The 12,917-nt window shown below is 68.2% G+C and carries 13 protein-coding genes; 10 read left to right on the forward strand and 3 right to left on the reverse strand.

What is annotated here, in order from left to right:
• Positions 1-46 precede the first annotated feature (46 nt).
• The 6 genes from KLK06_RS00865 to KLK06_RS00890 all read left to right on the forward strand — a co-directional run bounded on the left by KLK06_RS00865 (position 47) and on the right by KLK06_RS00890 (position 5,528).
• Positions 47-1,258 (forward strand): ATP-binding protein, encoded by a 1,212-nt coding sequence (locus KLK06_RS00865; RefSeq protein WP_214633308.1) that lies wholly within the window; start codon positions 47-49, stop codon positions 1,256-1,258.
• Positions 1,255-1,887 carry a response regulator transcription factor gene (locus tag KLK06_RS00870; protein WP_214633309.1) on the forward strand — a complete coding sequence of 211 codons (633 nt, stop codon included), beginning with the start codon at positions 1,255-1,257 and terminating at the stop codon, positions 1,885-1,887. The genes KLK06_RS00865 and KLK06_RS00870 overlap by 4 nt, the downstream gene beginning before the upstream one ends.
• A gap of 161 nt (positions 1,888-2,048) precedes the next feature.
• Positions 2,049-3,425: a glutamate--cysteine ligase gene (locus KLK06_RS00875; RefSeq protein ID WP_250904723.1), complete on the forward strand. Its 1,377-nt coding sequence runs from the start codon at positions 2,049-2,051 to the stop codon at positions 3,423-3,425.
• Positions 3,425-4,066, forward strand: a complete 642-nt coding sequence (locus KLK06_RS00880) for a neutral zinc metallopeptidase (protein ID WP_214633311.1) — start codon at positions 3,425-3,427, stop codon at positions 4,064-4,066. The genes KLK06_RS00875 and KLK06_RS00880 overlap by 1 nt, the downstream gene beginning before the upstream one ends.
• A gap of 80 nt (positions 4,067-4,146) precedes the next feature.
• A complete protein-coding gene (locus KLK06_RS00885) occupies positions 4,147-4,404 on the forward strand; it encodes a WhiB family transcriptional regulator (protein WP_214633312.1) in 258 nt (85 codons plus the stop codon).
• A 428-nt stretch (positions 4,405-4,832) separates the two neighbouring features.
• Positions 4,833-5,528, forward strand: coding sequence for a CPBP family intramembrane glutamic endopeptidase (locus tag KLK06_RS00890; RefSeq protein WP_214633314.1), 696 nt, complete (start codon positions 4,833-4,835; stop codon positions 5,526-5,528).
• A 290-nt stretch (positions 5,529-5,818) separates the two neighbouring features.
• On the opposite strand, the gene KLK06_RS00895 is transcribed toward KLK06_RS00890, so the two are convergent.
• On the reverse strand, positions 5,819-6,538 hold the full coding sequence (locus tag KLK06_RS00895) for a PIG-L deacetylase family protein (RefSeq protein WP_214633315.1): 720 nt from the start codon (positions 6,536-6,538) through the stop codon (positions 5,819-5,821).
• Positions 6,539-6,739: 201 nt separating this feature from the next.
• On the opposite strand from KLK06_RS00895, the gene pcrA reads away from it, so the two are divergent.
• Complete coding sequence (gene pcrA / locus KLK06_RS00900) at positions 6,740-8,959, forward strand: DNA helicase PcrA (protein ID WP_214633899.1); 2,220 nt, start codon at positions 6,740-6,742, stop codon at positions 8,957-8,959.
• On the opposite strand, the gene KLK06_RS00905 is transcribed toward pcrA, so the two are convergent.
• On the reverse strand, positions 8,956-9,963 hold the full coding sequence (locus tag KLK06_RS00905; protein WP_214633317.1) for a L,D-transpeptidase: 1,008 nt from the start codon (positions 9,961-9,963) through the stop codon (positions 8,956-8,958). The genes pcrA and KLK06_RS00905 overlap by 4 nt on opposite strands.
• A gap of 132 nt (positions 9,964-10,095) precedes the next feature.
• Entirely contained in the window at positions 10,096-10,869 is a 774-nt protein-coding gene (locus KLK06_RS00910) for a hypothetical protein (RefSeq protein WP_214633319.1), read from the reverse strand.
• Positions 10,870-11,019: 150 nt separating this feature from the next.
• Here KLK06_RS00910 and galE point away from each other — a divergent pair, with 150 nt between their 5' ends.
• From galE to KLK06_RS00925, 3 genes are all read left to right on the forward strand, one after another.
• On the forward strand, positions 11,020-12,006 hold the full coding sequence (gene galE / locus KLK06_RS00915; protein ID WP_214633321.1) for a UDP-glucose 4-epimerase GalE: 987 nt from the start codon (positions 11,020-11,022) through the stop codon (positions 12,004-12,006).
• A 64-nt stretch (positions 12,007-12,070) separates the two neighbouring features.
• Complete coding sequence (locus KLK06_RS00920) at positions 12,071-12,505, forward strand: MarR family winged helix-turn-helix transcriptional regulator (protein WP_214633322.1); 435 nt, start codon at positions 12,071-12,073, stop codon at positions 12,503-12,505.
• A gap of 78 nt (positions 12,506-12,583) precedes the next feature.
• On the forward strand, positions 12,584-12,856 hold the full coding sequence (locus KLK06_RS00925) for a zinc ribbon domain-containing protein (protein ID WP_214633323.1): 273 nt from the start codon (positions 12,584-12,586) through the stop codon (positions 12,854-12,856).
• Positions 12,857-12,917 lie beyond the last annotated feature (61 nt).

The following is a 12,917-nucleotide window of genomic DNA, read 5'->3' on the forward strand; positions in this document are numbered from 1 at the left end:
TTCCCTGATGTCACCAACGCACGCGACATGTGACGATGGCGATGTTATGGCTGACCAGAAGACTCTTGCCGAACCCGGTGGCGACGCGCCGTACCGCCGGATGATGCGCCCCATGGAGGGCCGGCTGCTCGGCGGCGTTGCACAAGGGCTCGCGGCTCAGCTGAAGCTTGATCCTGTCGTGATCAGGTTGATGTTCGTGCTGCTCAGCGTGGTTGACGGAGTCGGCGTGGTGGCCTACGCGGTGCTCTGGATGATCACGCCCCGTAAGCCGCACGAGGGGCAGCAGTCGCCACAGCGCGACTGGAGCCAGCTCGCGGCGTTCAGCGCGATCGGTGTTGCGCTGTCCGCCGCGAGCTGGCTGACCGGTGCCTCCAAGGGAGGCATCGGCATATTGCCGTTCGCTGTGGGCGGCATCGGCGCGATCATCCTGTGGCAGCAGGCCGATCCCGAACGCCGCCGGAACTGGATGAGCGGGGCGACCAAGAGCATCAGGAAGAACCGGGTGCGCACGCTGCTCGGCATCGTGCTCGTCGTCATCGGCGCGGCGGGCTTCCTGGCCGCCCAGGGGGAGCTGTCCAAGGCCAAGCCCGGCCTGATGTTCACCGTCGTCGTGGTCGGCGGGCTGGCGGTCATCGCCGCGCCCTGGCTCGCGGGGCTGTGGAAGGAACTCCAGCTCGAGCGGCGCGAGCGCATCAGGTCGGAGGAGCGGGCCGAGGTCGCGGCCATGGTGCACGACTCGGTCCTGCATACGCTCACGCTGATCCAGCGCGTCGCGCACGACCCGCGCGAGGTCACCAGGCTGGCCCGCGCGCAGGAGCGCGACCTGCGCAACTGGCTCTACCAGCCCGCCCAGGACGCCGACGCGACACTGGCCGCGGCCGTACGGAGGATCGCCGCGGAAGAGGAGGACGCGCACGGCGTGCCGATCGAGGTGGTCTGCGTGGGCGACATCGAACTCGACCCGGCCGGCAAGCTGGCCGCCATGCTGAAGGCGTCGCGGCAGTCGATGGTCAACGCCGCCAAGTACTCTGAAAGTCCGTCTATTTCCGTATATGCGGAGGTAGAGGGCGAAGAAGTGACGATTTTCGTGAAGGACCGTGGCAAGGGATTCGACATGGACACGGTGCCTCTCGACAGAATGGGGATCAGGGAGTCCATCATCGGGAGAATGGAACGTCACGGTGGCGCCGCCAGGGTGCGCTCCGAGCCCGGTGAGGGAACGGAAGTGATGTTGACGATGAAGGTGGAGAAGCAATGACCAGGGTGCTGATCGTCGACGATCACCGGCTGTTCCGCTCCGGTGTACGGGCCGAGCTGGGCGACTCCATCCAGGTCGTCGGCGAGGCCGAGGACGTCGAGACGGCGGTCAAGGCGATCGCCGAGCTCACCCCCGACGTGGTCCTGCTCGACGTGCACATGCCCGGCGGCGGCGGGCAGGAGGTGCTGCGCAGGGTGCTCGGCGCCGGTTCGCAGGTACGTTTCCTGGCGCTGTCGGTGTCCGACGCGGCCGAGGACGTGATCGGCGTCATCCGAGGCGGCGCCCGCGGCTACGTGACCAAGAACATCAGCGGCAAGGAGCTGACCGACGCCATCCGCCGGGTGGCCGACGGCGACGCGGTCTTCTCGCCGCGGCTGGCCGGCTTCGTGCTCGACGCGTTCGCCTCGTCGGAGGCGCCGTCCATCGATCCCGAGCTCGACTCGCTGACGCAGCGCGAGCGCGAGGTGCTCCGGCTGATCGCCCGTGGTTACGCCTACAAGGAGATCGCCAAGGAGCTGTTCATCTCGGTCAAGACGGTCGAGACGCACGTGTCGTCGGTGCTGCGCAAGCTCCAGTTGTCCAACCGGCACGAGCTGTCCCGCTGGGCCACCGCCAGGCGGCTCGTCTAGCCCGCGTTTTCTCTTATGCGGAGGCCGGGGTGCTGGCTTAGTTGGCTCTGGCATGCGACATTTCCAGAATGGGCAGGGACGTACCGGTCGTCGTGTTCAGCCGAGACGATCGACGGAAATATCGGGATAAGGTGCGGCGATGCCTTGATGTCTTCGCCCAGATGCTCCGCGAGGATCGCTTCGAGGCCGATCGCGACCGGCCCCTCGCCGGGCTGGAGATCGAGCTCAACATTGTGGACGCGGCGGGCGAGGCGGCCATGTGCAACGCCGCGGTGCTCGCCGCGATCGAGCAGCCCGACTGGGCCACCGAGCTGGGCCAGTTCAACATCGAGATCAACATCGAGCCCCAGGAGCTGGGCGGCGACGGGCCGCTCAGGCTGGAGAACGACGTCAGGGCCCGGCTCAACCACGGCGAGGAGCGCGCCCAGTCCGAGGGCGGCCACCTGGTCCTGATCGGCATCCTGCCCACGCTGCGCGAGCAGGAGATCGGCGAGGGGGCGCTGTCGGCCAACCCGCGCTACCGGCTGCTCAACGAGCAGATCTTCGCCGCGCGCGGTGAGGACCTGCACCTGTCGATCGAGGGCATCGAACGCCTCGACACCCACGCCGACAGCATCACCCCCGAGGCCGCGTGCACCAGTGTGCAGCTCCACCTGCAGGTCAGCCCGGAGCAGTTCGCCGCGCACTGGAACGCCGCCCAGGCCATCGCCGGGCCGCAGGTGGCCGTCGCCGCGAACTCGCCGTACCTGTTCGGCAAGGAGCTGCACCGCGAGACCAGGATCACACTGTTCGAGCAGGCCACGGACACCCGTCCCACCGAACTGAAGGCCCAGGGCGTACGGCCGCGCGTCTGGTTCGGCGAGCGGTGGATCACCAGCGTCTTCGACCTGTTCGAGGAGAACGTCCTGTACTACCCGGCGCTGCTGCCACTCTGCGACGACGAGGACCCACGGGCCGAGCTGGAACAGGGCCGCATCCCGCAACTGCACGAGCTGACCCTGCACAACGGCACGATCTACCGGTGGAACCGGCCGGTGTACGCGGTGGCCGACGGCGCCCCGCACCTGCGGGTGGAGAACCGGGTGCTGCCCGCCGGGCCGTCCGTGGTCGACATCGCGGCCAACGCGGCCTTCTACTACGGGCTGATGGCCGTACTCCCGCATGCCGAGCGGCCGATCTGGAGCCAGATGTCGTTCGCCGCCGCCGAGGACAACCTGAACAGCGCGGCCAGGCACGGCCTCGACGCGCGCCTCTACTGGCCGGGCCTGGGCGAGGTGTCCGCCGGGGAGCTGATCCTGCGCCGCCTGCTCCCGATGGCCTACGAGGGGCTCAGCAAGTGGGGCGTGGACCGGCCCGTGGCCGACCGGCTGCTCGGGGTCATCGAGGGCCGGTGCCTGTCCGGCCGTACCGGGTCGACCTGGCAGGTCGAACGAGTACAGGCGCACGGCGGAGACCGGCACGAGGCGCTGCGGGCGATGACGCTTGAGTACATAGAACGCATGCATGGCAACGAGCCGGTGCACACTTGGGACGTGTGATGCCTGTGCGACGATCCTTGGCCGTTGTCCTGGTGCTCCTCCTGGCCGCGTGCGGGCTGTCCCGGCCGGCTTCCCTGGACACTTCGGGGGCCGACACGTTCGAGGGTGACGTACGGACCGCGCGGGAGCTGACGGAGGCGTTCTGGAAGCAGCAGTTCAGCACCCTCGGCCGGACTTACCGGCCTATTTCCGATTTCGTCCCCTATTCCGGGACGTCCGGGCCGAGCTGCGGCGGCGAGCCTGCCGTACCGAACAACGCCTTCTACTGCCCTGCCGGCCATTTCATCGCCTATGACCAGGACTGGATGGAGTCGCTCTGGACCGACATGGGGGACGGCTCGGTCTACCTGATCATTCCCCACGAGTTCGGGCATTCGGTGCAGGCGCAGCTACGGGCCGGCTTCGAGCTGAACGTACAGGCGGAGCTGCAGGCCGACTGCTACGCGGGCGGCACGCTGGCGTCGCTGGTCAACGCGGGCGCGCTGCGGGTGGAACCGGGGGACGAGGACGAACTGTTCCGCAACCTGGAGGCGGCGGGCGACCCCACGGACGACTGGCTCAACCCCAGCGCCCACGGCACGGCCGAACAACGCCAGCAGGCCTTCACCAACGGCGTCCAAGGCGGCGTGGCCGCCTGCTGAGAAGCTGCGGCTGGGGATGTACTCGCGTGTCAACCCAAAGGATGATGCGGCCGATCATGACGTCGGCATACCGTTGCCCCATGCCATTGGGAGAGATCGGCTGGCTGCGCGGGGGCGCCTGCAGATCCAGCGATCCTGAGCTGTTCTTCCCGCTCGCGCCCTCTGCCCCACAGGAGGCGCAAGCCAAAGCGATCTGCGCCACCTGCCAGGTCCTGACCGACTGCCGCTCGTACGCGCTGAGCGCGGGGGAGGCGGACGGCATCTGGGGCGGCCTGACCCCAGAGGAACGCCGCCGCTCCCGCTTCCCCTTAGGCTGGCGCAGCCCAGCCGCCACTTAGCGGCACACGACGCGCACCACGACCTGGCCTGCGTAGGCGGGACATGCCTTGATCGCGCAGGCCCGGATGGCGCGGACCCCGGGCCCTGTCGGTCTGGACGTGACGGTCCGGATGTGACGGTCCGGATGTGACGGTCGGGACGTGACAGTCCGGGTGTGTCCGTCCGACACGATGGTCCGATCGTGTCGGTCCGATCGCGATGGTCTGGACTCCGCTAGGTCCGAACCCACGATGCCCGTGCCCACGCCCACGCCCACGCCCGTGCCCACACCCCACACTCGTGCCCGTGCCCACGCTGGCCAAATGGCGCCGACTTCGGCGCGCGGGTGGGTGGGTGGTTCAAGCACACGGCGGACTCTCGCCTGAGTCAGCGTGGATGGCCGATATTCACCAGTTGGAATGGATAGCGAGCGGCGTAGCCTGCAGGGGTGCTACTTCGCTCGATCGCCGTCCTGGCCGTGGCCAACGTCCTGAACAACCGGGTGGCGCCCCGGCTCGCGCCCCTGACCTCCGCCGCCGCGACCGCCGCCCTGGTGGTCATGGCGCGGCGGTCCGGGGTGCCGTGGCAGGAGCTGGGGTTCGAACACGGGCGAAGGGGCGCGGCGATCGGCGGCGCCCTGGCAGCGGGTGTCGCCGCCGTCTACACGGCCGGTGTCGCGATGCCGCGCACCCGCCCGTTGTTCCAGGACGACCGCGCCCTGTCCCTGTCGCGCGCACGCGTCCTGGAGGAGGCGCTGGTCCAGGTGCCCCTGGGCACGGTCCTCCTGGAGGAGGTGGGCTTCCGCGGCGTCCTGCACGGCACACTCCGCCGCACCCACGGAACCGTCGTGGCAACGGCGGTGTCGTCGGCCCTGTTCGGGCTGTGGCACATTCTCCCGGCAATCGACATGGCCCGCGCCAACCCAGCGCTCGGCGCCCTGACGGCCGGCGAGACGCCAGGCCACCTGGACACGGCACGAGTGGTGGCGGGCAGCGTCATATCAACGGCCGCAGCCGGCGTCTTCTTCTGCGAACTACGCCGCCGAGGCGGCCTGACAGCCCCAACCATGCTGCACCTGGCAACCAACTCCCTCGGCTACCTCTTCGCCCGAATCGCCGGAAAACAGCCGCAACCCAGCAAATGAGACCGGCCGCCGCAAGAACGCCCCAGACCGTCAGCTCCCGCCCCCCGCAACAGCCGGCCCGTTCCCCAGCCGGCCCAGCCCCCGGAGGGCTTGAGGACGATTCAGAGCGACCTGCCGCGACGGTCCAGGGGTAAGCCCGGCACCCACTTCGGCAGTCCACCTCTCTCGGGGCGCCCCGGCTCAGATCGCCAGCCCGCCCCCGAGAATGGCCCGCCCTCCAGGACGGTCCGGTCGCCGGGATCGGTTGGCCCCGACAAGGCGGTCCTTTCGGGACGGTTCAGGGGTGGGGGTCAGGCTGTGGTGACGGTTTGGAAGGCTTCTGCGTAGTGGCCTTCGCCGAAGCCGGCCTGTTCGGCCCATGAGGCGAAGCGGGTCTTGACGAAGTCGGCGAAGCCCTCCACGTGGGCCACCTGGCTGACGTGCGACTGCAAGGCCGTCAGTTTGCGGTCGATGGCCTCTGTGATGTCCGTCCAGTGGTTGGGGGTGGAGCCGCCCATGAGCCAGACCTCGCGGACCGTCCAGGCCGCCAGGCCCTCTTCCTTGACCAGTTCGGGGAAGGCGTACGGGTTGCGGGCGTCGGGGTAGACGGCGTCGAGTGTGGAGCCGCCCACCGCGCGGTGGTCGGGGTGGCTGGGGGCGATGAACTGGTAGTTGCGCTCGGGGTGGTGGGTGATCACCAGGTCGGGGCGTACCTGGCGGATGACCCTGGCGATGTCCTTGCGCAGTGCCAGCGACGGCACCACGGTGCCGTCCGCGTGGCCGAGGAAGCGGACGTCCGTGACGCCCACCGCCTTGGCGGCCGCCGTCTGTTCGGTTCTGCGTAGTTCGGCCATGCCGGTGTTGTCGAGCGTACGTTCGTTGCCGCCCGCGTCGCCGTCCGTAACCAGCAGGTAGGTGACCTCGACACCCCGATCGACGAAGAGTGCCACCGTGCCCGCGGCGCCGAAGTCGGCGTCGTCGGGATGTGCGGTCACGACAAGTACCCGGTTGATCTCGTTGTCGGCCAGCATCTTCTCCCTTTCGGATTGTCCATTGACGACAACCAGCAGCTCGTAGCGGGCATTCCGGACGCCGATCGATGGGGCCGCGGTCCCAGGCGTCAGGGTCCGATCGGTGGAGCCGGGGTGGGGATTCCAGCCGTCGAGGCGCCGATTGTCGGTGGAGAGTCTTAACCTAGGTGCGTGCCGACCCAAGTCTCTGTTGACCACCCCTTGCTCGATGGCCTCAACCCGCAGCAGCGGGAGGCCGTGATCCATCACGGCGGTCCGCTGCTGATCGTGGCGGGGGCGGGTTCAGGAAAGACGCGGGTGCTCACCCATCGCATCGCCTACCTGCTCGCCGAGCGTGAGGTGCATCCGGGCGAGATCCTGGCGATCACCTTCACCAACAAGGCCGCGCGCGAGATGAAGGAGCGCATCGACCGGCTCGTCGGGCCCAGGTCCAAGGCGATGTGGGTGATGACGTTCCACAGCGCCTGCATGCGCATCCTGCGCCGCGAGGCCAAGCGGCTCGGGTTCCCCTCCAGCTTCTCCATCTACGACCAGGCCGACTCGCAACGGCTGATGGCGATGGTGTGCAGGGAGATGGACCTCGACCCGAAGCGCTATCCGCCGCGGTCGTTCTCCGCCCAGGTGAGCAACTTCAAGAACGAGCTGGTCGACTACGAGACCGCGCTCGACAAGGCGGGCTCGCACCTGGAGAAGGTGCTCGCGGAGGCCTACAAGAGCTATCAGCGCAAGCTCACCGAGGCCGGCGCGATGGACTTCGACGACATCATCATGAACACGGTGACGCTGTTCCAGCTCTTCCCCGACGTGGCCGAGCACTACCGGATGCGGTTCAGGCACGTGCTCGTCGACGAATACCAGGACACCAACCACGCCCAATACATCCTGATCAGGGAGCTGGTGGGCCGCCCCGACCTGCGCACGACCGACGGCGAGCTGGTCCGTTCGGGCGCCGACCAGTCGGAGCTGTGCGTGGTCGGCGACGCCGACCAGTCGATCTACGCCTTCCGCGGCGCGACGATCCGCAACATCCTGGAGTTCGAGCGCGACTACCCCGACGCGCGCACGATCCTGCTGGAACAGAACTACCGCTCCACCCAGAACATCCTGGCCGCCGCCAACGCCGTCATCTCCCGCAACGAGTCGCGCAAGCCGAAGAACCTCTGGTCCGACCAGGGCGACGGGCCCAAGATCGTCGGTTATGTGGCCGACAACGAGCATGACGAGGCCATGTTCGTGGCCCAGGAGGTCGATCGGCTCAGCGACGACGAGGGCGTCAAGGCCGGCGACGTGGCGGTCTTCTACCGCACCAACGCGGCCTCCCGGGTGTTCGAGGAGATCTTCATCCGCACCGGCCTGCCGTACAAGGTGGTCGGGGGCGTGCGCTTCTACGAGCGCAAGGAGGTCAAGGACCTGCTGGCATACCTGCGCGTGCTGGCCAACCCCGCCGACGTGGTGTCGATGCGCCGCATCCTCAACGTGCCCAAGCGCGGCATCGGCGACCGGGCCGAGGCGATGCTCGAGGCGCTCTCCTCGCGCGAGCGCATCTCCTTCTGGGACGCGCTGCGCAGGGCTGACGAGGCGTACGGCATGGCGACGCGGTCGCTCAACGCCGTGCGCGAGTTCGTCGCGATGATCGAGGAGCTGATCGGCAAGGCCGAGGGCATGCCGCCGTCGGCGCTCGCCGAGGAGGTTCTGGTCGCCACCGGCTACCGCGCCGAGCTGGAGGCTTCGGAGGATCCGCAGGACGAGTCCCGGCTGGAAAACCTCAACGAGCTCATCTCGGTGGCCTCGGAGTTCGAGGAGGCCAATCCCGAGGGCACGCTGGTGGAGTTCCTGGAGCAGGTGTCACTGGTGGCCGACGCCGACCAGATCCCCGAAGCCGACGGCGGGCAGGGCGTGGTCACGCTGATGACCCTGCACACCGCCAAGGGGCTGGAGTTCCCGGTCGTCTTCCTGACGGCGATGGAAGACGGCGTCTTCCCGCACGTCCGTTCGCTGGGCGAGCCGAAGGAGCTGGAGGAGGAGCGTCGGCTGGCTTACGTCGGCATCACCCGGGCCCAGAAGCGCCTCTACATCACGCGGGCCGCGGTACGCAGTTCGTGGGGTTCGCCGTCGTTCAACCCGGCCTCGCGGTTCGTCAGCGAGGTGCCGGTGCAGCTACTCGACTGGCGCACGCCGCCGGAGAAGTCGGCGTGGAGCGCGGCGACCCGGCGCGAGCCCGCGCAGACGGCGGCGCCGAAGAAGGGCGCCCGCGTGGTGCCCACACTGGCGCCGGGGGACCGGGTCACGCACGACGCGTTCGGGCTGGGCACCGTCGTCTCGGTGGACGGGGTGGCGGAGAAGACCAAGGTCAAGATCGACTTCGGGAGCGGAGGCGAGAAGACGCTGCTCCTCGCCTACGCTCCGCTGGAGAAGCTCTAGCTCTTGGCGACGGTGGTCTTGGTGAGGGCGCTGCCCTTCTTCCACTCGGTCCAGTTGAGCTGCCAGTAGCTCCAGCCGTTGCGCCAGTCGAGCTTGCGCTTGGTGCCGGTGATCTTGACGACGTCGCCGCGCTGGGCGATGCCGTAGAACCACTTGGCGCCGGCCGGAGTGGCGCGGACGCAGCCGTGGCTCTGGTTAGAGCGGCCCAGATACTGGTAGTAGCCGGCGCTCTGGTGCACATACTCGCCGCTGTCGGAAATGCGCACCGCCCACGGGATCTCCTCCTTGTAGTAGCGAGGGTCCTTCGGGTCGGTGACGCCCATCCACGCCGAGGTCATGGTCTCCATGGGCTTCTTGTTCATCGTGAGATGGGTGCCGCTGGTGGTCAGGTAGACGTCCACGCCGTTCTTGGGCATGCCGCCGCGGCCCGCGCTGATCGGGATCGACTTGACCAGCTTGCCGTCACGCCTGACCTTCATCACGTGGCTACGGGTGTTGACCACCGAGATGTTGGAGTAGCCGACGGCGAAGCGGCGGCTGACGTCCTTGGCGGCCTCGTTGCCGGGAATCTGGCTCAAGCGGGCGTTGAGCTGAACCTTCTGGTGCGGGCGCCAGTACGTCTTGGTGCGGTAGACGACCTTGCGGTCGGTCACCCAGCGCCAGGCGCCGTCGACCGGCCGGTCCGCCTGCACCTGCAGTGCGGCCTCGGCCGCCGCCCGGTCGGTCACCTTGCGGTCGAACGTCACGATGATGGGGAAACCGACACCGACCTTCTCCTTGGCTTCACCTTCGGGGGTGATGTCGGCGATCTCCAGCTTGGCCTTCTTCGCCACGACCTTCTGTACCGGGCTCCTCGGTACGGCCCGCTTCGGTGCGGCCGCACCGGCTGCGTGCACTGGGGTCGCGGCGGCCTGAGCCACCGGGGCAGGCGTTCCTTCCGTGGTACAAGCCGCCACTGTGGTGATCAGGGCGGCCAGAGCCAGCATCCGGGGGAGGGGATTCAAGGGTTACTCCAGGACTATGTGCTACTCATGAGGCGTCTCATAAGTGAGACAACCAAAAGGCGTCGTACGTGGACGATCGGCTGTAACGATCACGTAACACCTACTGGAGTGCAGGTTTGCCGCGAACCCGGCTCAGTCCTTGAGGTCGGTGGTGACCTGGTTCGCGGGCGGGGACTTGATCGAGACCTTGGTGCCCCAGCCGGTGTAGCGGGTGTCGGTCGTGACGGCCTTCCCCTCCCACCAGGAGATGTCCAGGAAGTCCGTGGCCTGCCACGAGGTGGTCAGCCGGCTCGGGAGCCCCTTGCCGTCGACCTTGAGGGTGTAGGTGACGGTGGCCTCGGTGTCGCTGCGCATCGGGATCGAGCTGCTGAACCAGGGGGAGATCTTGAAGAGCTGGCTGAAGGTGATCTGGCCGCGGTAGGTGGACCCGCTGAGCTTCCCGTTCTTCACCAGGGCCGCGAGCGTCGCCGGCTCGGCCGGGCTCACCACCTGGCCGAACCAGCTGCTCATGGTGGTGAGGTTCATCTTGCTGTAGGTCTTGAGCCAGGTCTTGCCCTTCGGCATGTTCTCGCCCAAGTCCCCGCCCGTCACCCACGCGACGTCACCGATCGCGATCGTCCGCTCGGGCGTGGTGTTGTGCCCGTCGTACAGCGGACTGGAGAACTTGCCGGTGATGTCCCAGCCGGTGAGCCCCTTCTTCCCGAACCGGATCTTGCCGGTCCGCACGACCAGCGGGTCCTTGTTGATGCTGCCGACGAACGCGCTGGTGTCCGTGAAACGCACCCCATGCCCGGCCACGAGCTGGGCTTTCAATGCCGCGACGGGGTTCTTGGCCGCCGCCTGGGCGGGAGCGGAAGAGATGAGGACGGCGACGGCGGCCGTAAGAGCGGTGATCATGAGTTTCATGAGGCGCAATCCTGCCGACAAATGATCACAACCGCACCTCATTACTCGCCCGAGAAAGCCACACTCGTCCGGCTTGCCCAGTGGGACAGGGCTGCGGCGGGACTTCGCGATTGACGCCGGGCTCGGTGGGGGACCCAATAGGGTGCCGGGATGCGGGTACTGATTTCGGGTGGGGCGGGGTTCATCGGGAGCACGGTCGCGTCGGCGTGCCTGGACGCGGGGATCACGCCGGTGATTCTCGACAACCTGGTCACGGGGCGGCGGGAGTTCGCCGAGGGCCGGACTTTCTATGAGGGCGATATCGCCGACGGGGCGCTGGTCGACAAGATATTCGCCGAGCAGCCCGGCATCGAGGCCGTCATTCATTGCGCGGCGCTGATCGTGGTGCCGGATTCGGTGGCCGATCCGGTCGGCTACTACCGGGCTAATGTCACCAAGAGCCTGGAGTTCGTGGATCACCTGCTGCGCAACGGGTGCCCGCGGATGATTTTCAGCTCCTCGGCGTCGATTTACCGGACCGGGGACGATCATACGGTCGACGAGAGCTCGGCCCTCGACCCGCAGAGCCCGTACGCGCGGACCAAGGCGGTGTGCGAGGCGATGTTCGCCGATATCGCGGCGACGCGGCCGATCAGGGTGCTCTCCCTGCGTTACTTCAATCCGATCGGGGCCGATCCGGCGATGCGGACCGGGCTGCAGTTGCGGCGGCCCAGCCATGCGCTGGGCAAGATGATCGGCGCGCACGAGGAAGGCGTGCCGTTCGAGATCACCGGCACCGACTACTCGACGCGGGACGGGTCCGGGATTCGCGACTACGTACACGTCTGGGATCTGGCGGCGGCGCACGTGGCCGCTCTGCAGCGGTTCGACGCGCTGTCCGACGCGGAAGCGGTCATCAACCTGGGCACCGGGTCGGGGACGACCGTCCGGGAGCTGGTCGACGCGTTCAACCGGGTGGTGGCGCGGCCGGTCGAGGTGGTGGAGACCGAGCGGCGGCCCGGCGACGTGGCGGGCGCCTACACGCGGAGCGATCTCGCCGACCGGCTGCTGGGGTGGCGGCCGCGCTACTCGATCGAGGACGGGATCAGGCACTCGCTCGAATGGGCCGCCCTACGGGACTCGCGCCTCGCCGAATGACCTCTGGACCAAGAGGTTCGTTCGGCGGTACAATTCGTACACGAACTGTTCGTATGCGAAAGGAATGATGGACGAGGCGGAGGCGGCACGTGAGGTCGCGCGGCTCTACCCGGCCGTCTACCGGCGGTTCAAGGCGTCCAAGCGGCCCATCGCGGCCGGGCTGACCGCGCGGATGCATGCCGTGCTCGGTCATCTCATGGACGCCGGCCCGTTGACGCTCGGTGAGCTGACCGAGCACCTGCAGTTGTCCAAGGCGGCCACCACCGAGCTGGTCGACCGCGTCGAGGAGCGCGGGCTCGTGGCCAGGATCAGGGACGAGCGTGATCGGCGTCGGGTGTTCGTCTGGGTCACGGACGAGGGGCGGGCCGCTGCCGCCACGGCCTCGCCGCGCGTGCTGGCGGACGATCTGCTGGCGCGGGCCGTACGCGACATGACGCCGGAGGAACGCGAGGCGCTCATCACCGGGCTCCGCGCGCTGCTGAGGGAGGAGCGCCCGTGACGCGCTCCTGAGAAGGCGCCGCCCGCGAGGCGGTCCCGGAAAGAAACCGCCCGTGAGGCGGTCCGGAAGGAGAGAGTCATGATGTCCGCTGACGAGAGCGTGAGCTGCGAAAGCTGTGGGATGCCGATGAACTCGGCCGAGGATCACGCGCCCGGACATCCGGAGAGCACGTGGTGCCGGATGTGCAGCAAGCCCGACGGCGCGCTGCAGGACTTCGACGAGCGGTTCGAGCGTATGGTCCAGTGGCAGACGCAGCGCACCGGCCAGCCCAGGGGCGAGGCGGAGGAGGCCACCAGGGCCTACATGCGGACGATGCCCGCCTGGCGCGGCCACCCGAGGCTGGTCCCGTGAACATCCTGGTCGTCAGGAGGGGTGGCCGGGCTTCATGCGGGTGTGGCCTCTCCCGCCTGAC

Source organism: Nonomuraea sp. NEAU-A123 (assembly GCF_018603905.1).
GTDB lineage: Bacteria > Actinomycetota > Actinomycetes > Streptosporangiales > Streptosporangiaceae > Nonomuraea.